At 73.2% G+C, this 19036-nt stretch carries 22 protein-coding genes and 2 pseudogenes; 13 read left to right on the plus strand and 11 right to left on the minus strand.

Features of this window, described 5'->3' with window-relative positions:
• Positions 1–91: 91 nt before the first annotated feature.
• The 4 genes from ACIPPS_RS06495 to ACIPPS_RS06510 all read right to left on the minus strand — a co-directional run bounded on the left by ACIPPS_RS06495 (position 92) and on the right by ACIPPS_RS06510 (position 3673).
• Positions 92–592 carry an NUDIX domain-containing protein gene (locus ACIPPS_RS06495; protein WP_401427617.1) on the minus strand — a complete coding sequence of 167 codons (501 nt, stop codon included), beginning with the start codon at positions 590–592 and terminating at the stop codon, positions 92–94.
• Positions 593–725: 133 nt separating this feature from the next.
• A complete protein-coding gene (locus tag ACIPPS_RS06500) occupies positions 726–1610 on the minus strand; it encodes a YhjD/YihY/BrkB family envelope integrity protein (RefSeq protein WP_401427619.1) in 885 nt (294 codons plus the stop codon).
• 201 nt (positions 1611–1811) lie between these two features.
• Positions 1812–2180 (minus strand): luciferase family protein, encoded by a 369-nt coding sequence (locus tag ACIPPS_RS06505; RefSeq protein WP_401427622.1) that lies wholly within the window; start codon positions 2178–2180, stop codon positions 1812–1814.
• Positions 2181–2473: 293 nt separating this feature from the next.
• Positions 2474–3673, minus strand: a complete 1200-nt coding sequence (locus tag ACIPPS_RS06510; RefSeq protein ID WP_401427624.1) for a PP2C family protein-serine/threonine phosphatase — start codon at positions 3671–3673, stop codon at positions 2474–2476.
• A 296-nt stretch (positions 3674–3969) separates the two neighbouring features.
• Between ACIPPS_RS06510 and ACIPPS_RS06515 the strand changes: the two genes are divergently transcribed.
• Positions 3970–4848 carry an AAA family ATPase gene (locus tag ACIPPS_RS06515; protein ID WP_401427626.1) on the plus strand — a complete coding sequence of 293 codons (879 nt, stop codon included), beginning with the start codon at positions 3970–3972 and terminating at the stop codon, positions 4846–4848.
• Positions 4845–5754: pseudogene (locus ACIPPS_RS06520) on the plus strand (VWA domain-containing protein); the annotation flags it as partial. The gene ACIPPS_RS06515 and the pseudogene ACIPPS_RS06520, both read left to right, overlap by 4 nt.
• On the opposite strand, the pseudogene ACIPPS_RS06525 reads toward ACIPPS_RS06520, so the two are convergent.
• Positions 5750–6004 (minus strand): annotated as a pseudogene (locus ACIPPS_RS06525) (VWA domain-containing protein); the annotation flags it as partial. The pseudogenes ACIPPS_RS06520 and ACIPPS_RS06525 overlap by 5 nt on opposite strands.
• Here ACIPPS_RS06525 and ACIPPS_RS06530 point away from each other — a divergent pair.
• From ACIPPS_RS06530 to ACIPPS_RS06540, 3 genes are all read left to right on the plus strand, one after another.
• Complete coding sequence (locus ACIPPS_RS06530) at positions 5958–6263, plus strand: VWA domain-containing protein (RefSeq protein ID WP_401429491.1); 306 nt, start codon at positions 5958–5960, stop codon at positions 6261–6263. The pseudogene ACIPPS_RS06525 and the gene ACIPPS_RS06530 overlap by 47 nt on opposite strands.
• 28 nt (positions 6264–6291) lie before the next feature.
• Positions 6292–6501 carry a DNA-binding protein gene (locus tag ACIPPS_RS06535; RefSeq protein ID WP_401427629.1) on the plus strand — a complete coding sequence of 70 codons (210 nt, stop codon included), beginning with the start codon at positions 6292–6294 and terminating at the stop codon, positions 6499–6501.
• Positions 6502–6584: 83 nt separating this feature from the next.
• A complete protein-coding gene (locus ACIPPS_RS06540; protein WP_401427631.1) occupies positions 6585–6953 on the plus strand; it encodes a hypothetical protein in 369 nt (122 codons plus the stop codon).
• A 72-nt stretch (positions 6954–7025) separates the two neighbouring features.
• On the opposite strand, the gene ACIPPS_RS06545 is transcribed toward ACIPPS_RS06540, so the two are convergent.
• Positions 7026–7229, minus strand: a complete 204-nt coding sequence (locus ACIPPS_RS06545; protein WP_361956000.1) for a cold-shock protein — start codon at positions 7227–7229, stop codon at positions 7026–7028.
• 80 nt (positions 7230–7309) lie between these two features.
• Here ACIPPS_RS06545 and ACIPPS_RS06550 point away from each other — a divergent pair, with 80 nt between their 5' ends.
• The gene (locus ACIPPS_RS06550) at positions 7310–7894 is read left to right on the plus strand and encodes a nucleosidase (protein ID WP_401427633.1); all 585 of its coding nucleotides are present in this window, start codon (positions 7310–7312) and stop codon (positions 7892–7894) included.
• A gap of 116 nt (positions 7895–8010) precedes the next feature.
• On the opposite strand, the gene ACIPPS_RS06555 is transcribed toward ACIPPS_RS06550, so the two are convergent.
• Positions 8011–9009 carry a GlxA family transcriptional regulator gene (locus ACIPPS_RS06555; RefSeq protein ID WP_401427635.1) on the minus strand — a complete coding sequence of 333 codons (999 nt, stop codon included), beginning with the start codon at positions 9007–9009 and terminating at the stop codon, positions 8011–8013.
• A 52-nt stretch (positions 9010–9061) separates the two neighbouring features.
• Between ACIPPS_RS06555 and ACIPPS_RS06560 the strand changes: the two genes are divergently transcribed.
• Together ACIPPS_RS06560 and ACIPPS_RS06565 are read left to right on the plus strand one after the other, a co-directional pair.
• Positions 9062–9484 (plus strand): cupin domain-containing protein, encoded by a 423-nt coding sequence (locus tag ACIPPS_RS06560; RefSeq protein WP_401427638.1) that lies wholly within the window; start codon positions 9062–9064, stop codon positions 9482–9484.
• A 237-nt stretch (positions 9485–9721) separates the two neighbouring features.
• Positions 9722–10510: a hypothetical protein gene (locus ACIPPS_RS06565; RefSeq protein ID WP_401427640.1), complete on the plus strand. Its 789-nt coding sequence runs from the start codon at positions 9722–9724 to the stop codon at positions 10508–10510.
• Positions 10511–10653: 143 nt separating this feature from the next.
• Here ACIPPS_RS06565 and ACIPPS_RS06570 read toward each other — a convergent pair whose 3' ends face one another.
• Complete coding sequence (locus ACIPPS_RS06570) at positions 10654–11757, minus strand: PP2C family protein-serine/threonine phosphatase (protein WP_401427643.1); 1104 nt, start codon at positions 11755–11757, stop codon at positions 10654–10656.
• Positions 11758–12211: 454 nt separating this feature from the next.
• Here ACIPPS_RS06570 and ACIPPS_RS06575 point away from each other — a divergent pair, with 454 nt between their 5' ends.
• The 3 genes from ACIPPS_RS06575 to ACIPPS_RS06585 all read left to right on the plus strand — a co-directional run bounded on the left by ACIPPS_RS06575 (position 12212) and on the right by ACIPPS_RS06585 (position 15202).
• A complete protein-coding gene (locus ACIPPS_RS06575; protein WP_401427645.1) occupies positions 12212–12796 on the plus strand; it encodes a TMEM165/GDT1 family protein in 585 nt (194 codons plus the stop codon).
• A gap of 146 nt (positions 12797–12942) precedes the next feature.
• Positions 12943–13560 carry a TetR/AcrR family transcriptional regulator gene (locus ACIPPS_RS06580; protein ID WP_401427648.1) on the plus strand — a complete coding sequence of 206 codons (618 nt, stop codon included), beginning with the start codon at positions 12943–12945 and terminating at the stop codon, positions 13558–13560.
• The gene (locus tag ACIPPS_RS06585) at positions 13544–15202 is read left to right on the plus strand and encodes an acyl-CoA dehydrogenase family protein (RefSeq protein WP_401427651.1); all 1659 of its coding nucleotides are present in this window, start codon (positions 13544–13546) and stop codon (positions 15200–15202) included. Before ACIPPS_RS06580 ends, ACIPPS_RS06585 begins: the two co-directional genes overlap by 17 nt.
• Positions 15203–15267: 65 nt before the next feature.
• Here ACIPPS_RS06585 and ACIPPS_RS06590 read toward each other — a convergent pair whose 3' ends face one another.
• On the minus strand, positions 15268–15999 hold the full coding sequence (locus ACIPPS_RS06590; protein ID WP_401427653.1) for an SDR family NAD(P)-dependent oxidoreductase: 732 nt from the start codon (positions 15997–15999) through the stop codon (positions 15268–15270).
• Positions 16000–16046: 47 nt separating this feature from the next.
• Positions 16047–16388 carry a DUF5713 family protein gene (locus tag ACIPPS_RS06595; RefSeq protein WP_401427655.1) on the minus strand — a complete coding sequence of 114 codons (342 nt, stop codon included), beginning with the start codon at positions 16386–16388 and terminating at the stop codon, positions 16047–16049.
• 164 nt (positions 16389–16552) lie between these two features.
• Here ACIPPS_RS06595 and ACIPPS_RS06600 point away from each other — a divergent pair, with 164 nt between their 5' ends.
• Both ACIPPS_RS06600 and ACIPPS_RS06605 read left to right on the plus strand, forming a co-directional pair.
• On the plus strand, positions 16553–17839 hold the full coding sequence (locus ACIPPS_RS06600) for a M20 family metallopeptidase (protein WP_401427657.1): 1287 nt from the start codon (positions 16553–16555) through the stop codon (positions 17837–17839).
• Between the two features lie 101 nt (positions 17840–17940).
• Complete coding sequence (locus ACIPPS_RS06605) at positions 17941–18258, plus strand: cupin (protein WP_401427660.1); 318 nt, start codon at positions 17941–17943, stop codon at positions 18256–18258.
• 29 nt (positions 18259–18287) lie between these two features.
• On the opposite strand, the gene ACIPPS_RS06610 is transcribed toward ACIPPS_RS06605, so the two are convergent.
• A complete protein-coding gene (locus ACIPPS_RS06610) occupies positions 18288–18854 on the minus strand; it encodes a tetratricopeptide repeat protein (protein WP_401429493.1) in 567 nt (188 codons plus the stop codon).
• Positions 18855–19036: the final 182 nt, after the last annotated feature.

Raw genomic sequence — 19036 nt, forward strand, 5'->3', positions numbered from 1 at the left:
CCCCGGCGCTTCGGCGTGGCAGCCGCGAGCGGGGGCCGTCCTGGTGGCGTTCCGGTGACGGCCCCCGCTCGTGGTTGCTCGGGCGGCGCCGTCAGAGGTCGGTGTGCGTCTCCACGTACACGGTCGTGCCGGAGCGCCGGGCGCGGTCGATCTCCGCGAGCCGGGCGAAGTTCCTCGGGGTCATCTCCCGCTCCCACTCGGCCAGGGTCCGCAGACGGAACTCGCTGTGCTCGCCGGGGTCGAGGACGACACCCGCGAGCTGCTCCTCCGTCAGGACACCGCCGTCGAAGATGAAGCCGATGTGGTTGGCCGGCCAGTCGTCTTCCCGGTGGGAGACGAAGTGGGTGCCGAGGAGCCTCGGTTCGCCCTGGAAGACGATCCCGGTCTCCTCGTGGCACTCGCGGACGGCTGTCTGCCACGGGGTCTCCCCCGGGTCCATGTTGCCGCCGGGCCACTGCCAGAGGTCGGTGGTGTAGGTGGCGCGCAGCTGGAAGGGCCGTCCGTCGGTGTCGGTGAAGTACAGGCAGGCGTACGCCGTCGCCCTCGGCAGCGTCGCGACGTACTCGGCGGGCGGCAACCAGGTGTTCACCATGGGTCAGCTCTCTTTCGACGGGGCCGGGTGATGCCTCCATCCAATAGCTCCCGCCCCTCCGTCCCGGCACGGAACGATCACGTCCACCGGATCGTGTGAGTGCGGGCGCCGGTCGAGGAGCCGCGCCCGTGGTTCACGGCAGGTCGTCGCCGGGCAGTTCGGCCGGGAGCCGGTCGATCCGTCGCAGGACCAGGTGCTCGTGGATCAGGCGGCCGACGAGGGCCGCGCCGTAGACGACGAACCCGACGCCGACGAGCCAGGACTGCAGGACCAGGACGGTGCCGAAGGGGCCGTAGGTGACCGCGTTGGAGGCGATCAGCGGGGAGAACACGAACTGGGAGAAGATCCGCAGCCCGAACAGCCCCAGGGCCGTGCACAGCGCCCCCGGGGCGAGCGCCCGCCAGCGGATGCGTCCGCAGAGCAGGAAGCGCTGCGACCACCAGAAGAAGAGAAAGGTGCCGAAGACGTCGGTGACCGCGACCAGGAAGGTCACGGCCGTCGAGGACTCGGCCGGGACGGGGGCCGCGACGAAGAGGAGGAGGGCGGCGACGAGGACGGCGAGCCAGACGACGTGGCGCCACATGGTGTGCCAGCGGGCGGTGGGCAGGTCCCAGACCCGTTCGTAGCCGGTCTGGACGGCCGATCCGAAGGTCACACCGAACGCGGCGACGGCGGCGAGGCCGAAGGCGGTGGTGCGCTGCAGGGCCGCCCCGGGCTTGCCGAAGAGCATCTCGACCTCTTCCTGCGACACCTCGGAGACGCCGAGCCCCTGGATCAGCCATCGGGCGAATCCCTGGCCGCTGGCGAGGTCGGCGGCGGAGACGACGATGAGCAGCGGGACGAGGGTGAGCAGGCTCAGCGCCGCGAAGCCCATCGCGCGGTGCATGAGCTCCACGTCGCGGCCCCGGTTCCAGGCGAGCCCGACGACGGAGGTGAGGACGGACTGATGGAACCGTTGGAACCAGTGGCCGTGCTCGGCGGGGGCACCGTCGTGGGGCGCACCGGAAGTGGGGGGCATGCCACGGGAGGTACCCGCCCGGGCGGGGGGACACCTCCGTCATGCGGCCGAACGGGTCAGGCGGGGGCGTGAGGAGAGGGAGGGTGCCCGGGGCCGGGCGAACCTCAGGCTCCACTTCAGGGTCAGGGTCAGCGTCGAGTTCAGGTCTAGGTGCAGGCTCGGGCCACGACCACCCGATCTGTCGCCGACGGAGCGAAGGGCTCAGGTCCGTGCGTAGATGCGGCAGGTCCGGGTGCAGCCGTCCGGCGCGGAGTCCGGCCGGCCGCCGGAGGCCTGCAGTGCGGCGCTGACCAGGGTCGCCAGCAGGTCGATGTCGGAGCCCATGTCCAGCCGGACCGTCACCCACCCCGAACCGGCGCGCAGGCGTACGGCGCTCGACCCGAGGAGCGCCGGGCGGAGCTTCGCGATCATGGCGCGGGTGAGGTGGACGTCGGCCTCGTGCTCGGTGTGGAAGTGCACGATGTCGTGCGTCGCGGTGCTCAGACCGAGCTCGGCGCCGCACTGGGCGCGGCTGGGGACCAGCGAGGGCCAGCTCATCAGACGTTCACTGGCGTGCCGGGCGGTGTTCATACCCAGGAGCGTGCCGGGACGAGGGGGCTTGCACAAGCGTCCTGCGGAATTAATCGCGCCCAGGCGTGAAACTGGCCCACCCGCGGTGACGCAGGGCGCGTACGACGCCCCAAAAGCACCTTGCGGGAGGGGGCGCGGGAGGGACGGGCAGGGCGAGCGGGACGGGCAGGGCGAGCAGGTGGGACGGATACGGCGGGAGGACGGCAGGGCGAGCAGGTGGGACGGACAGGGCGGGAGGACGGCAGGGCGGGGCGGTCACGACGAGATCGGGCGGTCACGACGAGGTCGGGCGGTCACGACGAGGTCGGGCGCTCGCGGATCCGGGCGGCCAGGACGGCGACGTCGTCCTCGGCGTGGTGGGCGTCGAGGTGCATGAGGACCTCGTCCACCAGCTCCTCGGGGCTGGAGCCGGGACGCACGCGCAGCGAGGAGAGCCGGCCGAGCGAGACGTCGATGTCCTCGCCGCGCCGCTCGACCAGGCCGTCGGTGAAGAGGACGAGCGTGTCACCGGGGGCGAGGGTGCGGGTGACGGATTCGTAGCCGCCGACGCCGGTGCCCAGCGGCGGCCCGACGGGGAGTTCGACGAGGTCGGCGGAGCCGTCCGCCGCGAAGACCACCGGCGGGAGGTGGCCGGCGCCGGCGAAGGTGGCCGAGCCACGCGCCGGGTCGACCTGGACGAGCAGGCAGGTCGCGGGCCGCAGCCCGCCGTCGTCCGCGACGACCGAGTCGAGCTGGCGGAGCACCCGGTGCGGCGGCAGGTCCGTGGAGGCCACGTCGCGCAGCGCGGAACGGTACGCGTTCATGTCGACGGCCGCGTCGAGGCCGTGTCCCATCACGTCGCCGACGACCAGCAGGCTGCGGCCGAAGTGGAGCCGTACGCTCTCGAACCAGTCGCCGCCCACCAACGTCCTGGCGCCGACCGGAAGGTAGCGCCCAGCGACCTCCAGGTTGGGGTGCGGCCGTCCCGGCTCCGCGACGAGGGCCTGCTGGAGGTGGAAGGCGGTCCTTTCGGTGGCGGCGAGCCGGCGGGCGTGGCCGAGGTGGACGGCGGCGAGCCGCGCCGCGTCGTGGACCGTGGCCTTCGCGTGCTCGCCGAGGACGTCGGTGCGGGCGCTGACGGCGTTCGCGTACCCGATGGTCCGGCCCTGCGACTCCATGGGCACGGACACGACCTGGACGTGGACACCGCCCGGGGCGAGGTCGCCGTACGCCCGGGGCGGTCCGCTCTCGTCGGACGGCTCGACCCGGTCGACCAGCTTGGGGTCGCCTGCCACCGCGACACGTACCCAGCCGGGCCCGTCCTCGGGTCGGACGTCCACGGCCGCGGCCTCGTACCCGTGCCGGCAGAGGAACCTGGCCAGGTCCTCACAGACGCCCTGCTCGTCGGGGTGCGAACCGATCTCCTCGATCGCGTCCGTCGCGGCTCTCAGCCGGGCCAGGACCGCCGCGTGCTCCTCGACCAGGGAGGCCTGTTCCCCCGCTCGCTCCGACAAGACACCTCCACCGCCGCTACGGCCCCGAGCAGCGCACACATCCATTGGACCAGCGGGGCGGGACGCCCGCGCGCCGCACCGGCCGGACCAGGAGTCCATCACATTCCGTGACCCCTTAGCCAGATCTTTCGCCCTCACGCTACGCCGTGACCGCGATCTCGTCCGATCTTCATCACATCCCCCGTGAGCTTGGCCGCACTCATGGTCCGGGCGGTTGTGGAGCGGGGCGGGAGCTGATCGAGTACGGGCATGGCTACCAGCCAGTACAGGATGTCGCGGCTCCGGGGGAAACAGCGATGACGCACGGGCACACCGGGTACTTCAGCTCCGTCGACGACGTGACGGAGCGGCTCTCCGCGACCGGCTACCTCCCCTCCCCCGCCGTCGCGACCACCGTCTTCCTGGCCGACCGGCTGGGCAGGCCGCTCCTCGTGGAGGGCCCGGCCGGTGTCGGCAAGACCGAGCTGGCGAAGGCCGTCGCGGAGGTCGCGGGCGCCCGGCTCGTACGGCTCCAGTGCTACGAAGGCGTCGACGAGTCGCGGGCCCTGTACGAGTGGAACCACGCCAAGCAGCTGCTGCGGATCACGGCGGGCCGGGACGAGTCCTGGGACGAGACGCGCACGGACATCTTCAGCGAGGAGTTCCTGCTCCCCCGCCCCCTTCTCACCGCCATCCGCTCCGAGGAGCCGGCCGTGCTGCTCGTCGACGAGGTGGACAAGGCCGACGTCGAGGTGGAGGGGCTGCTCCTGGAGGTGCTCGGCGACTTCCAGATCACCGTCCCCGAGCTGGGCACCATCACCGCGACCCGGCGCCCCTTCGTCGTCCTCACCTCCAACGCGGGACGCGAGCTGTCCGAGGCCCTGCGCCGCCGCTGCCTCTTCCTCCACATCGGATTCCCCGAGGAGGAGTTGGAGCGCCGGATCGTCACGGCGAAGGTCCCGGGGCTCGACGCGGCCCTGACGGCCTCTGTCGTACGGGTGGTCAACGCGCTGCGCGCGATGGACCTGCGCAAGGCGCCCTCGGTCGCGGAGACCGTCGACTGGGCCCGGACGCTCCTCGCCCTGGGCGCCGACGCCTTGGACGAGGCCGTGGTGCGCGAGAGCCTGGGCGTGATCCTGAAGCATCGGGACGACATCCAGAAGGCGGCCGCCAAGCTCGACCTGGGTGCGGTGTGACGACGCCGCCGGCCGGGGTGACGGAGCGGCTCACCGGTCTGGTGCAGGCGCTGCGGGCGCACGGTCTGTCGATCGGGACGGGCGAGAGCGTGGACGCCGGGCGCGCCCTGGAGGCGGTGGGGTTCGCCGACCGGGAGCGGACGCGGGAGGCACTCGCGGCGACGCTGCTCCACGGGGCGGCGCACCGCCCGCTCTTCGACCGGGTCTTCGACCTGTACTTCCCGCTGGCCGCCGCCGGTCCGGACGTCGACCCCGCGGCCGGGGCGCAGGCCCGCGACTCCGCAGGCGAGGCCGCAGGCGACGTCGACACGGCGGCGCTGCGGGAGCGGCTGGCCGCCGCGCTGGCCGCGGGCGACGACTCGGCGCTGACGCGGCTCGCGGGCGAGGCGGTCGGGGGCCTGGGCGGCTACGGTGCCACGCCGGGCTCGGACGGCTGGTCGTCGTACCAGACCCTCGCCCGGCTCCGACCCGAGACGCTGCTCGCCCGGGTACGGGCGCTGCTCCGCGACGCGGCCGGCGGCGGGGAGGAGCCGGCTTTCACCGACCGGCTGACGGACGACGAGATCCGGCGGCGCATCGAGGCGTTCCGCGAACGGGTACGGACGGAGGCCCGGCGGCGGGTCGCCGAGCGGCAGGGCCGGGACCGGGTGGCGCGGAGGGCCGTGGCGGGCACACCGGACAGCGTCGACTTCCTGCTCGCCGGGCGGGCCCAGCTGGACGCGCTGCGCACGACGGTACGGCCGCTCGCGCGCAAGCTCGCGACCCGGCTGGCGGCCCGGCGGCGGCGGGCCGCGCGCGGGCGGATCGATCTGCGGCGCACACTGCGCGGGTCGCTGTCGACCGGCGGTGTCCCGATGCGACCGGTACTGCGGCGCCGTCGCCCCGTACGTCCCGAACTCGTCCGCTCCACGAACTCGCCCAGCGCCGTCCCGTAGTCGCTCTGCCCGTGCCAGCCGGTCAGCACCGCCTCGTCGAGGATGCGCGCCGCGAGGCCCGCCGGGTCGGCGGCGCCGCGCGCGACCAGGTCGGTCACCTCGTCGACCCGGTTGACGAAGGCGAACACCCGCACCTTGCCGAACTGGTCGTGCAGCGCCTGGACCAGCAGCATCGTGAAGTCGGCGAAGCCCGCGACCGAGCCCGACACATCGCACAGCAGGTACGCCGACGCCGTCGGCCCGCGCACCGCGGTCTTCGTCCTCGGGGACGCCCGGACGAACATGAGCGACCCGAACCTGCCGGCGCTGAAGCAGATCGCCGAGCGGGCCCGGCGGGTCCACTGGCTCAACCCCGAACAGCCCGCGCTGTGGTCGACGGGCGACTCCGTCGCGCTCGCCTACGCCGACCTGGTCGACATGCGTCCCTGCCGCAACGCGCGGCAGCTGGCGGACCTGATCGGCCGCCTCCTGCCGGTGTGAGGGGGGCCGTCGTGTCACCATCGCGGGTATGACCGAGCGCGATCCCTCCTCTGCCACGGAGCTGCCGCGCGGGATCGGCGCGCCCGCCACACGGGCGCTGACCGCCGCCGGACACACCACCCTCGAAGCGCTCGCCGGGGTGCCCCGCGCGGAGCTGGCGGCCCTGCACGGCGTGGGCCCGAAGGCACTGCGCGTGCTCCAGGAGGCGCTGGAGGAACGCGGCCTCACCCTCGGCTGACCCCGTCTGGCACCTCCCCCTCCACGGTCCGACCATGGAGGGGACGGAGGGGCCGGGACGTACAGGACGGGCGGTGGGCCGCGATGGCACAGGTGACGGTGGACGGTACCGACCTCGTGGTCCGGCTGTCCCTGCGGGAGCGGCTCGCCGCGCGGCGCGGAAACGTCCGCGTGCCGTTGAGCTCCCTGCGCGCGGTCCGTGTCGAGCCGGACTGGTGGCGCGCGCTGCGCGGACAGCGAGGGCGGGGACTGTGGATCCCCGACCGGCTGTCCGTGGGTGTCCGCGTCCTGCCGGGCGGGCGCGAGTTCGCCGTGGTGAAGGCGGGCAGACCGGTGGTCTGCGTCGACCTCCGCGGCGAGGTGCCCTTCGGACGGCTGGCCGTCTCCGACCCCGATCCGGAGCGGGCCGTACGGGAGCTGCGCCCGTACGTCCCGACGGACCTGCTGGGCTGAACCCGAGCGGGGGGCTGATCAGCTGTGCGCGGTCGCGTGCCCAGCGAAGGCTGAGGCCTCGGACCTGTGGCCTCAGGTGGGGGACACGTTCTCGGCCTGCGGGCCCTTCGGGCCCTGCACGACGTCGAAGGCGACCTTCTGCCCCTCGGCGAGTTCGCGGTACCCGGTACTGGCGATGGCGGAGTAGTGGACGAACACGTCCGGGCCTCCGCCGTCCTGCTCGATGAAGCCGAAGCCCTTCTCGGCGTTGAACCACTTCACTGTTCCGGTTGCCATGACGAGCTCCTCGGCTCTCTCGACTACACCTCCATGGTCTCTCGGCTCGGGCGGGAAGTCCCGGCGGGTAGCGTTGCGGCATGGAACTCATCGGAGACATCACGGCCGACCGGCCCCTGCTCGTCCTTGCCGTCAAGGAAGAAGCACAGTTCCTGGAGACGGATCTGCCGGTGCTGCTGACCGGCATGGGCAAGGTGAACGCGGCGAGCGCGCTGGCGACCGTCCTGGGCCGCGGTCCGCGCCCGTCCGGCGTCGTGAACCTGGGGACCGCCGGGGCGCTCCGTCCGGGGTGGTCGGGGACGCATGTGGTGGGCACGGTGATCCAGCACGATCTGGACGGTGAGCTGCTGGCGACGCTGACGGGCGAGACGTACGGGGCGCCGGTCGCCCTGCCGGACGGCGGAGAGGTGACCCTGGCCACCGGTGACGCCTTCATCTCCGACGAGGTGGCCCGGGTCCGGCTGGCCGCCCGCGCCCCGCTGGTCGACATGGAGGGCTACGCCCTCGCGACCGCGGCCGGGCTTGCCGGGGTGCCGATCCGGATCGTCAAGCACGTGAGCGACGAGGCCGGTGACGGCGCGGCGAAGAGCTGGCGCGAGTCGGTCGCGGACTGCGCGCGGGCGCTCGCCAGGTGGGCGGAGGAGAACACTCCGTACCGTTCCTGACCCACTGCTGGCGCTCCTGGCAGCTCCTGACGCGGGTACCGGTGTTGGACTGCTGCCGGCGGCTGTGGCACGGCTGCCGGCAGCTGTCGCACTGCTGCTGACGGCCCTGGACGGCTTCACGGGGTCGGCGTGGCGGTCGCCGCCGTCGGGCCGAAGCGCCGGCGGTAGGCGGACGGGGAGAGCCCTGTCTCGCGGTTCATCAGGGCGCGCAGATGGGCGGCCGTGCCGAGGCCGCTGGCGCGGGCGACCACGTCGAAGCGGGTCTCGCCGCGTTCGATCAGCCGGCAGGCGAGGGTCACCCGCTCCCCGGTGAGCCAGGCGAGCGGGGTGGTCCCGAGCTGCGCGCGGAAGCGGCGGTGCAGGGTCGCCGGGCTGACCGCCGCCCGGGCCGCGAGGTCGGTGACGGTGAGCGGCGAGCCGAGGTGTGCCTGGGCCCAGGCGAGCAGCGGGGCGAGGGACTCGTCGGGGATCTCGGGGACCGGCCGCTCGACGAACTGCCGTTGTCCGCCGCTCCGGTGGGCGGCGAAGACGAGACGGCGGCTGACCGCGTTGGCGGCTTCGGCGCCGTGGTCACGGCGGACGACGTGCAGCCCGAGATCGAGGGCGGCGGCACTGCCGGCGGCGGTGAGGATGTCACCGTCGTCGACGAACAGGACGTCCGGTTCGAGATGTACGGCGGGGAAGCGGGCACGGAAGGCGTCGGCCCACTGCCAGTGGGCGGTGGCGCGCCGGCCGTCGAGGACCCCGGCCTCGGCGAGGGTGAAGGCACCGCTGCAGAAGCCGATCAGCCGGGCACCGCGCGCGTGGGCGCGGCGGACGGCGTCGAGCACGGCGGGGCGGCGGGGGACCTGGACGTCCGGGCGGTTGGGGACGATGAGCGTGTCGGCGCTGTCCGCCGCGTCGAGCCCGGCGACGCCGGTGAGAGTGAAGAAGCCGTCGCGCATGAGCGTGCGGGGCTCGGGCGAGCAGAGCCGGAAGTCGTACAGGTCGCGTCCGAGTTCGGGGCGACGCAGACCGAAGACCTCGGTGGCACAGCCCAGTTCGAAGGGGTTGGAGTTCGCGTCGACGATGACGACGACGCGGTGCGCGCCCTGCTGCGAGGATCCTTGCGACATACGCCATTTCTAGCACTCACGCGCGGCGGCGGACGGGGAGCAGGATGACCGCATGACCCAGAACACCGCTGTGACCAGCGCTTCTTCATCCCCTATCGCTCTCGCCTCCGCGTTCGCGTCCTTCGAGGACCTGTGGAGCCCGCGCATCCTGACGCGGGTGAACGACTACGACGTGCGCGTGGCGAAGGTGGCGGGCGAGCACGTGTGGCACGCCCATGACGACACGGACGAGTTCTTCCTGGTGATCGACGGCGAGCTGCGCATCTCGCTGCGCGAGAACGGTACGGAACGGACGGTGTCCCTCCCCCGCGGCTCGGCTTTCACCGTCCCCCGGGGCGTGGAGCACCGCCCGTACGCCCCCTCCGGCGCGTCCATCCTGCTGTTCGAGCCGACGGGCACCCTCACCGTCGGCGACCGCCACGACGACGTCCCCGACCATGTCGACGCGACGACGGGCCACGCGCTGGAGCTCTGAGCCCCCGCCTGCCCGGATTTCCACGTTTCGGACGGGCGGCTCCCGGGGCCACGCGCGCGTGGCGGTCGCCGTTCCTCGCGCGTGGCCGACGCGAGGACCATCCTGGAGGCATGGGCACCACCCGGAAGCCGCACGTCGGTGCGGTGGGTGCGCCCGTGCGCCCCCGATGAGGACGTGAGCGCCGGGTCGCCTTCCGCACACGATGCCCACCTGGGGCCTTCGAGGGAGGCGGGACGCATGAGCGAGTCCGGCAAGACGCGGTTCGAGGACATCTACGACCGGCCCGACCCGCGGGCGTACTTCCGTCGCCTCGCACCGCTGGAGTACGAGATCCCGCAGCGGGCCCAGGCCGCGTTCCGGCGCGCGGCCGCCGAGCGGGACGGCGGTACGGTGCTCGATCTGTGCTGCTCGTACGGGATCAACGCGGCCCTGCTCAACCACGACGTCACCCTGGCCGAGCTGTACGCGCGCTACACCGACCCGGCGGTGAGCGGTCTGACCGCGGCCGAACTCGCCGTACGGGACAAGGAGTTCTACGCGTCACGGCGGCGCCCGGACGCGGCGCCCGTCATCGGTCTCGACGTCGCGGACAACGCCGTGCGGTACGCCCGCGCGGTCGGGCTCCTGGACGACGCGTTCGCGGAGAACCTGGAGGAGGGCGCCCTGCCGAGCCCTCGGCTGCGCGGGGCGATGTCCGACGTCGGGCTGATCACGCTCACCGGCGGCGGCAGCTACCTCACCCGGCGCACCTTCGACGCGCTCCTCGGCTGGGCCGGGCGCCCCGTGCGGGTGAGCGCGTTCGTCCTGCGGACGGTCTCGTACCGGCCGATCGCCGACTGTCTCGCCAGCCACGGTCTGCGGACCGCCTCCGACCCCTCGCGGACCTATCCTCAGCGGCTCTTCACCGACGCGGGCGAGCAGCGCTTCGCGGTCGAGGCGGTACGGGCGCTGGGGACGGATCCGACGGGGCGGGAGGCGGCGGGCCGGTTCCACACGGTGCTGTACGAGTCGGTCCCGGAGGGCTAGGGATGCCGGAGGGCCAGGGACGCCGGAGGGGCAGGGCCGGAGGAGGGCCAGGGACGCCTGAGGGACAGGGACGCCGGAGGGACAGGGCCGGGGACGGCGGAGGAGCAGGGTCCGCGAGGGCCGGTGCCGGGGCCGGCGGAGGGCTAGAACCGGCGTACGACGAGCATGGCGGCGACGTCGTCGTCGAGGCCGCGGGCGCCGTAGGCCTCCAGTTCGCGGTGGAGCAGGGCGGGGACGCGCTCACCCGGCTCCTCCGCCCACCGGCTCATCCGCTCCTCCAGCGGGTAGAAGGTGCCCGCCCGGTCACGGGTCTCGCTCACGCCGTCGGTGTACAGGAGCAGCCGGTCCCCCGGCACGAAGGGGACCTCCTCGACGTGGTGACGGGCGTCGAGGAGGCCGGACAGGTTGATCGGCAGGGACGGGTCGGAGAAGACGACCGGCCGCACCTGGCCGGCGTGCTCCAGAAGGGGCCCAGGGTGACCGCAGCTGAGGAGGCTGGCGACGGCCCCGTCCTCGGGAATCTCGACGAGGACGACGGTGGCGAAACGTTCGGCCGCATCCGTGTCGGGGTCCCAGGCGCCGTACCGGCTGAGGCCCTCCTCCAGGCGGTCGGCCAGGGCGGGCAGGTCGGGGGCGTCGTCGACGGCGGCGCGGAAGGAGCCGAGCAGGACGGACGCGGTCTCGACGGCGCCGAGACCCTTGCCCTGGACGTCACCGAGCATCAGCCGCACGGCGCCGGGAACGTGCACGGCCTCGTAGAAGTCGCCGCCGATCCGGGCCTTCGCGGCGGCCGCGACGTACAGCAGATGGAGGTCGACGGGTCCGAGCCGGGGAGACAGCGGGCGGAGCACGACGCGCTGGACGACCTCGGCGACGGCGGTGACCTCGCGCAGGTCGCGCTCGTAGCGGAGCCTGGCCCGGCTGACCCAGGCGGCGGCCGCGGTCACCACCACGAGCGCCACCTCGTTGGCGGCGATGTCGGGGACGAAGGGATCCCCGCTGGTCGTCCCGAGCAGCAGGCCCAGTGCGACGGCGACCAGACCGATGACGACGGTGCCCCGGACGCTCCACGTGACGGCGGCGAGGGCGGGCGCGGCCGCGAGGAGCCGGTCGTAGCGCTCCTCGTTGGCGGACAGGCGGTCGGCGAACACCGTCACGACCATGACGAGGACCGGCAGCGCGCGGCCGATGATGATCTGCGCGCGAGGGCGCGTCCAGGAGCGGCCGCGGGGATCACCGGAGGGCATTGCGTGATCGTACGAGGCGGGAGCGGCCCGACCCCGGCGCCCCCGCGCCTGTGGCGTGTCAGACCCTGCCGGGCCGTCGAGCCGCCCGCGGCGTCGCGGTCCTCCGCCTCCTCCTCCACGGCGACCGCCCCCCGGGATGCGAGCTCCGCGAAGCCCTCGCGCCCTCCCCCTCCCGCTCCCTCCGTGTCCGCCTCGACCGACGAGGCGCTCCGTTACTCTGTTCGAAGCGAAGGGGAGTAGCCCTGCGAACCGGTCGTCGACACACTGGAGCCCTCGGGTTCCCGGTGACCGGGTCCACACGTACGACGTGGACGGGCGAGACCTTCGGCCAGGCATTCACCATGTCCGCATCCTGCGGCCGTGGTCCACCATGCCGGGCCGAGTGGTTCTTCCCGTCGCCCACCGCGGTGCCGTGCGGATCCCGGGCCCGGAACGAGCAGAGAGCCCCCGCTACATGCATCTCGATCCCTTGGCGATCCTCACCGCCTTCGGGCTGATCTTCCTCGCCGAGCTTCCCGACAAGACGATGTTCGCGTCCCTTGCCATGGGTACGCGCATGCGTCCGCTGTACGTCTGGTTCGGCACCTCGACCGCGTTCCTCGTGCATGTGGCCATCGCCGTGGGGGCCGGCAGCCTCATCGGCCTGCTGCCCGACTGGATCGTCAAGCTCGTCTCGGCCCTGTTGTTCGGCTTCGGCGCGTTCATGCTGCTGCGCGGCGGGGACGACGAGGACGCGGACGAGGCGGGCGGCAAGACGGTGACCGGCTTCTGGCCCGTCTACTCGACCGCCTTCATGGCCGTGTTCATCAGCGAGTGGGGCGACCTGACGCAGATCACCACGGCCAACCTCGCCGCCACCAACGGCACCTGGTCCACGGCGATCGGCGCCGCCGCCGCCCTGATGAGCGTCTCGGCCCTCGCGCTGATCGCGGGCCGCTTCATCGCCAAGCGCGTCCCCCTGAAGACCGTGCAGCGCATCGGCGGTCTGTGCATGGCGGCGCTGGCCATCTGGTCGCTCAGCGAGATCTTCATCGGCTGACCCGCCGCCGCTCCCGCTCACTGTCGCCCCCCCTGACTGCCCGCTCCCGAACGACACAGGTGCGCCCTCGGATCATCCGGTCCGAGGGCGCACCTGTCACGACCGGACTCTTGTTGAAGCAGTGAATCGCTGCTTCACTTCTTTCCATGCCCTACCGACGCACCCCTGCGGTCCAGGCCCGGCTCGACGACCGGCGTGCCACCGTCGTCGACGCGGCGCTCGAGCTGCTCGCCGAGCAGGGGTACGCCGGCTGCACGATGGCCGCCGTCGCCGCCCGCGCCGGGATCGCGACCGGCAGCGTCTACCAACACTTCCCCAGCAAGGCCGAGCTGGCCGTGGAGCTCTTCCGCACGGTGGTCTCGCGCGAGGTCGCCGCCGTGGCCGAGGCGGCGGGCCGCCCGGAGCACGCGGGGGCGGCCGAGCGGGTCGTCGCGGTCATCGAGACGTTCGCGCTGCGCGCCCTGAAGTCCCCTCGGCTCGCCTACGCCCTGCTGGCCGAGCCCGTCGATCCGGCGGTGGACGCCGAACGGCTGGTCTTCCGCCGGGCCTTCCGCGACGTGTTCGCCGAGCGGATCGCCGAGGGCGTGCGCTCCGGCCGGCTTCCGCCACAGGACGCCCTGCTGACGGCCTCCGCCCTGGTCGGGGCGGGCGCCGAGGCGCTCGTCGGACCGCTGGCGGAGGGGACGGTGGGGCCCGAGACCGTACCCGCCCTGGTCACCTTCACCCTGAGAGCCCTGGGAGTACCCGATGCCGCACACGCATGAGGTCACCAACCAAGTCCCGCCGCTGAGCGGTTACGACGTGTCGGCCGACCCGGCTCTCCTGGAGGGGCTGCGCCGCGAGGGCGCGGGCTGGGCCGAGGACGAGGTGCGCGAGCTCGGCGTGCGGGCCGGCGGCCACGAGGCCCAGGAGTGGGGACGGCTGGCCGAGCGGCACTCCCCGGTGCTGCACACGCACGACCGGTACGGTCACCGCGTCGACGAGGTGGAGTTCCACCCGTACTGGCACGAACTGATGACCGTCGCCGTACGGCACGGACTGCACGGGGCTCCGTGGCGCGACGAACGACCGGGCGCGCACGTGGCCCGGGCGGCGAAGGTGTTCGTGTGGGGGCAGGCCGATCCCGGGCACCTGTGCCCGATCTCGATGACGTACGCGGCGGTGCCCGCCCTGCGCGCGGAGCCCGGGCTCGCCGAGGTGTACGAACCGCTGCTCTCCTCCCCCGTCTACGACTTCGGGCTGCGCGAACCGACCTCGAAGCGCGGCATCATCGCCGGGATGTCGATGACCGAGAAGCAGGGCGGCTCGGACGTCCGGGCGAACACGACGCGGGCCGTGCCGACGGGCGAGGGCTTCTACGCGCTCACCGGCCACAAGTGGTTCACGTCGGCGCCGATGTCCGACGTCTTCCTCACCCTGGCGCAGGCGCCGGGAGGCCTTTCCTGCTTCCTCGTGCCCCGGGTGCTGCCCGACGGCTCGCGCAACGCGATCCGCCTGCAGCGGCTGAAGGACAAGCTCGGCAACCGTTCCAACGCCTCGTCCGAGATCGAGTACGAGGGTGCGCTCGGCCGTCTCGTCGGCGAGGAGGGCCGGGGCGTGGCGACCATCATCCGGATGGTGAACATGACCCGGCTCGACTGCGCGGTCAGTTCGGCGTCCGGGATGCGCCAGGGCCTCGTGCAGGCCGTGCACCACGCCACGCACCGCAGCGCGTTCGGTGCGCGGCTGATCGACCAGCCGCTGATGACCAACGTCCTCGCCGACCTGGCGGTGGAGGCGGAGGCGGCGACGGTCGCGGGCCTGCGGCTCGCCGGGGCGGTGGACCGGGCGGCGGCGGGTGACGCGGACGAGGAGCTGCTGCGCCGGATCGGTCTCGCGGTGACCAAGTACTGGGTGTGCAAGCGTGCCCCCGCGCACGCGGCGGAGGCGCTGGAGTGCCTGGGCGGCAACGGATACGTCGAGGACTCGGGCCTCCCCCGGCTCTATCGCGAGTCCCCGCTGCCTTCGATCTGGGAGGGCTCGGGGAACGTGGCCGCGCTGGACGTGCTGCGCGCGATCGGGCGGCAGCCGCAGGCGGTCGAGGCGTTCTTCGCGGAGGTCGAACGCGCCGCGGGAGCCGACCACCGGCTGGACGCGGCGACGGCCCGGCTGCGGAAGGACCTCGGCGATCTCGGCGACGACCTCGCCGCCCTGCAGTACCGCGCGCGACGCCTCGTCGAGCGCATGGCGCTGGTCCTCCAGGGCTCGCTGCTCGTCCGGCACGGTCACGCGGCGGTGGCCGACGCGTTCTGCGCCTCGCGTCTGGACAGCGACTGGGGCATCGCGTTCGGCACGCTCCCGCCCGGCCTGGACACGGCGTCGATCATCGACCGGGCCACCCCGCAGCCGGCGCCCTCGGCGAACTGAGGTCACGCACGCCGGGTGCCTCGCCCGCGCGGCGTGCCCGGGCGGCGACAGCTCGACGCGTGCGTTCAGTCGACGACGGCGCCGCCGGTGAGGTTGACCTCGGTGGCGGTCATGGTCGGGGCGCGGTCGGAGGCGAGGAAGGCCGCGGCGTGGGCGACGTCCTCGAGGCGGGGCCGGCGGTGGAGCAGGGTCGCGGTCGCCTCGGGATCGTCCTCGGGCGGGGTGGACGGATCGGGCGAGCCGGGAGAGAGCAGCCAGGCCACCCGGATGCCGTGGGGGCCGAGTTCGGCGGCGAGCTGGCGGCACAGACCGGAGAGGGCGGACCAGGCGACATGGGAGCCGCCGAGGCCGGGGATGGCTTCTCGACCGCCGCCCATGGCCAGGATCACCCCGGTGCCGCGGGGGATCATATGGCGGGCGACGGCGGTCGCCAGGTTCAGGTGGGTGGTCACCGCCTTGGTGACGGAGCGCAGCACGTCCTCCCCGGCCATCTCGACCAGCGGGGTGCCGTGCAGGTCGTCGTTGGACGTGGCGTTGAAGGCGATGTCGATCCCCGCCGAGTGCCGGGCGACGGTGTCGGCGTGCTCCTCGACCGCGGCCCGGTCCGTCGCGTCGAGCGTGGCGACCTCGACCCGGCCTCCGGATTCGGCGATGGAGCCGGCCAGCTCCTCCAGAGGGGCGCGGGTGCGCCCGACCAGGTGGACCGTGGCGCCTTCGCCGGCGAAGACGCGGGCGACCGCGGAGCCGATCGCTCCGGCGCCGCCGTGGACGATGGCGGTCCTGTTCTCCAGCAGCACGGCATTTCCTCCTTCGTTCGGGCTCCGCGTGCCCGCCCGGCGCGGCCTCACCACTCCCGAGCGGCGATCAGCTCCTCGACGTCCGCGTCCGCGAAGCCGTACGCCGTGGCGACGAACCAGAAGTTCTCGGCGATCTCCTCCCGGGCGACGGTCTCGATCTCGCTGCCGGCCTCGTCGAAGTCCGCCTCCAGCGCGTTGAACTCCTCCGTGGCGGTCTCGGTGAGCGCGTACAGCGCGGTCAGGTCGGCCGGCTGCTCCGCCTCGATCCGCTCGCAGAGTCTCAGCAGGATCGCCCGCCCCTTGTCGACCACGTGGTCCGGGTAGTACCCGTCCTCGTACAGTGCCTTGAGAAACGCGTACCCCGTCACCTGCTCGTTCGTGATCGGCATGCTGGCCCCTTCCCCTGATGATCACCGGACGTGACCATCGTGCACCACGCCACTGACAACGCCCCGCAAGCAGACGGCGGACGCGGTTCCGGGCGTTTCGGCGAGCGCGGCCGGGCGGGAGTGCCACTCTGGAGGGACGGCCCGACGACGACGAGGGGTGGCCCTTGAGCACCGATCCGATCCACCGTGAACTGGACCGGCTCGCCGAGAAGACGGCCGCTCAGGTCGTCGCCTGGCGGCGCCATCTGCATCAGCACCCCGAGCTGTCCAACCGCGAGGCCGGGACGGCCCGGATGATCGCCGACCGGCTGCGGGCCCTCGGCCTGGACGAGGTCCGGACCGGCATCGCGGGACACGGTGTGGTGGGTGTGCTGCGCGGCGGCGCGCCCGGCGGCGGGCGCGTCGTGGCGCTGCGGGCCGACACCGACGCGCTGCCCGTCCAGGACCTGTGCGGGGAGGACTTCGCCTCGCATGTGGTGGACGCCGACTATCCCGGCGGACCGTTCCCCGTCTCGCACGCGTGCGGGCACGACTGCCACACCGCGATGCTCCTGGGCGCCGCGGCCGTGCTCGTGGGGGTGCGCGAACGGCTGCCGGGAACCGTGCTCTTCGTCTTCCAGCCCGCGGAGGAGGGCCCTCCGGTCACCGAGCGCGGTGGGGCGCGGGCGATGCTCGACGAGGGCGCGTGCGCCGATCCGGTGCCGACGATGACGTTCGGGATGCATGTCACGCCGTATCCCAAGGGGTACGTGGGCTACCGGGTGGGCAACCAGTACGGCGCCTCCACCCTGGTGAGGATCGTGGTCACCGGCAAGCAGACGCACGGGTCCACGCCGTGGCAGGGGGTCGACCCGATGCCGGCCGTCGGCGCGGTCCTGACCGGCGTGGGGCAGTTGTACCGTCAGGTCTCCGCGTTCGACCCGGTCACGGTCTCCATCGGGCACGTCGAGGACGTCGGCCGCTTCAACATCATCGGCCAGACCGTCACCCTGTGGGGCACGGTCCGCTGCGCGGTGGAGTCGGACATGGCGGAGGTCCAGCGCCGGCTGACCACGCTGGCCGAGCACTCCGCGGCGGCGTACAACGCCTCGGCGACGGTCGAGTACCTCCAGGCCGTTCCGCCCGTGCACAACAGCGCCGAGTGGGTCGCGGCGGGCCTGCCGACGATCCGGCGGGTGGTCGGCGAGGAGCGGACGGTGGAGTCCGGGGCGACGCTCGGGTACGACGACGTGTCCGAGTTCATCTCCCGCTTCGGCGGCCTGTACGTGATGCTGGGCGTCCAGGACGCCACGCTGGACGCGGAGGGCAGGCCGGTCCCCGTGCCGGGAGGCCGGGGCCTGGTCACCAACCACAATCCGCACTTCTACGCGGACGACGACACCCTGGTCACCGGTGTCCGCCTGCACGCGCACGTGGCGTACGACCATCTGTTGGGCGCCCTGACCGTCTAGGACCCGGTACCGCCGGGCCGACGCGCCCGCGCCCGAGTTGCGGGCGGCGTCACAGGCGCGAGGCTGGGACCCACACGCGCGTACCCCCGCAGGGAGAGACGATGACGGACCTCGCAGCCCTCGCCGACGAGCACCTGGCCGCCGCACGCACCGCCCCGCACCACCGGAGCGCCCAGGTGGTGGTCCACGACGGGGTGCTCCGGCAGAGTGTGATCGCCCTGCTCGCCGGCACGGCGCTCGACGAGCACAACGCTCCCCCGGCGGCGAGTCTGATGGTGCTGCGGGGACGGGTGAAGCTGACGGCGGCGGGGTGGTCCGAGGAGCTGTCGACGGGCGAGCTGAAGATGCTCCCCAAGGAGCGGCACGGGCTCGCCGCGCTGGAGGACGCGGTCGTCCTGCTGACGGCCGTCAACGACTGAGCCGACGCGCTCGGCTCCGCCCGAAGGGCTCAGACGGTCTCGTCGAGGTCCTCCGCGTAGTGCTCGATGGCAGGCCGGTATCGCCGTACGGACGGGTCGTCGCTGGTCGCCGCGAGCAGGCGCAGGAGCAGCCGTGCCGACTCGTGGTGGTCGCCCGTGTTGAACAGCGCCATCGCCAGGAAGGTGCGCAGGGCGCCGTCGTCCGGGAACTCCTCGACCGCGCCGCGCAGGACGGCGACGGCCTCCTCGTACCGGCCGAGAACGCGGAAGGTGCTGCCGAGGCCGAGCAGCGCGCCCTTGCGGTCCTTCTCGGACAGGCCCTTCGCGCCGGTCGGGACGGTCCCGCTGGTCGTACCGGGGCCGGCCGTGCCGGTGCCCGTCGGGCCGGTCGCCTTCAGGGCCCGCTCGTAGTGGGGAACGGCTTCGGCCTCCAGGCCGAGCACGTCGTGCGCCCAGGCCGTCTGGTAGGCGATCTCGGCGTCCTCAGGAAGGCGCGCGGCGAGTTCCAGCAGACGCTCCCGCGCCTCCTCCTGCCGCCCCAGCTCGCGCAGTCCGATCGCCGCGGCCAGCAGGCCGTCCCGCTCGTCGTCACTCATCGGGTTCGTGTCCATTGCGGCATCGTCGCAGGTGGCCGTGGAGCACGGTGCGGCGGCTACCAGATGACCGAACGCCATACTCCAGGCGTCCGGTTGTGGCTGCCGGGCCCATAGGTCGCGCGCGTGGCCCGCACCTAATCTCCCGGCAACCACCCGCCACGCCCTCGGGCTGGCTCGAGCCG

This window comes from Streptomyces sp. NPDC090127, from assembly GCF_044746945.1.
GTDB lineage: Bacteria > Actinomycetota > Actinomycetes > Streptomycetales > Streptomycetaceae > Streptomyces.

Bases quoted from the DNA above. Each gene is read 5' to 3' on its own strand.
- ACIPPS_RS06495 (WP_401427617.1), bottom strand. From the start codon at position 592: ATGGTGAACACCTGGTTGCCGCCCGCCGAGTACGTCGCGACGCTGCCG.
- ACIPPS_RS06560 (WP_401427638.1), top strand. From the start codon at position 9,062: ATGACCCAGAACACCGCTGTGACCAGCGCTTCTTCATCCCCTATCGCT.
- ACIPPS_RS06515 (WP_401427626.1), top strand. From the start codon at position 3,970: ATGACGCACGGGCACACCGGGTACTTCAGCTCCGTCGACGACGTGACG.
- ACIPPS_RS06575 (WP_401427645.1), top strand. From the start codon at position 12,212: ATGCATCTCGATCCCTTGGCGATCCTCACCGCCTTCGGGCTGATCTTC.
- ACIPPS_RS06555 (WP_401427635.1), bottom strand. From the start codon at position 9,009: ATGTCGCAAGGATCCTCGCAGCAGGGCGCGCACCGCGTCGTCGTCATC.
- ACIPPS_RS06535 (WP_401427629.1), top strand. From the start codon at position 6,292: ATGACCGAGCGCGATCCCTCCTCTGCCACGGAGCTGCCGCGCGGGATC.
- ACIPPS_RS06540 (WP_401427631.1), top strand. From the start codon at position 6,585: ATGGCACAGGTGACGGTGGACGGTACCGACCTCGTGGTCCGGCTGTCC.
- ACIPPS_RS06545 (WP_361956000.1), bottom strand. From the start codon at position 7,229: ATGGCAACCGGAACAGTGAAGTGGTTCAACGCCGAGAAGGGCTTCGGC.
- ACIPPS_RS06580 (WP_401427648.1), top strand. From the start codon at position 12,943: ATGCCCTACCGACGCACCCCTGCGGTCCAGGCCCGGCTCGACGACCGG.
- ACIPPS_RS06595 (WP_401427655.1), bottom strand. From the start codon at position 16,388: ATGCCGATCACGAACGAGCAGGTGACGGGGTACGCGTTTCTCAAGGCA.
- ACIPPS_RS06585 (WP_401427651.1), top strand. From the start codon at position 13,544: ATGCCGCACACGCATGAGGTCACCAACCAAGTCCCGCCGCTGAGCGGT.
- ACIPPS_RS06550 (WP_401427633.1), top strand. From the start codon at position 7,310: ATGGAACTCATCGGAGACATCACGGCCGACCGGCCCCTGCTCGTCCTT.
- ACIPPS_RS06500 (WP_401427619.1), bottom strand. From the start codon at position 1,610: ATGCCCCCCACTTCCGGTGCGCCCCACGACGGTGCCCCCGCCGAGCAC.
- ACIPPS_RS06565 (WP_401427640.1), top strand. From the start codon at position 9,722: ATGAGCGAGTCCGGCAAGACGCGGTTCGAGGACATCTACGACCGGCCC.
- ACIPPS_RS06610 (WP_401429493.1), bottom strand. From the start codon at position 18,854: ATGAGTGACGACGAGCGGGACGGCCTGCTGGCCGCGGCGATCGGACTG.
- ACIPPS_RS06605 (WP_401427660.1), top strand. From the start codon at position 17,941: ATGACGGACCTCGCAGCCCTCGCCGACGAGCACCTGGCCGCCGCACGC.
- ACIPPS_RS06505 (WP_401427622.1), bottom strand. From the start codon at position 2,180: ATGAACACCGCCCGGCACGCCAGTGAACGTCTGATGAGCTGGCCCTCG.
- ACIPPS_RS06570 (WP_401427643.1), bottom strand. From the start codon at position 11,757: ATGCCCTCCGGTGATCCCCGCGGCCGCTCCTGGACGCGCCCTCGCGCG.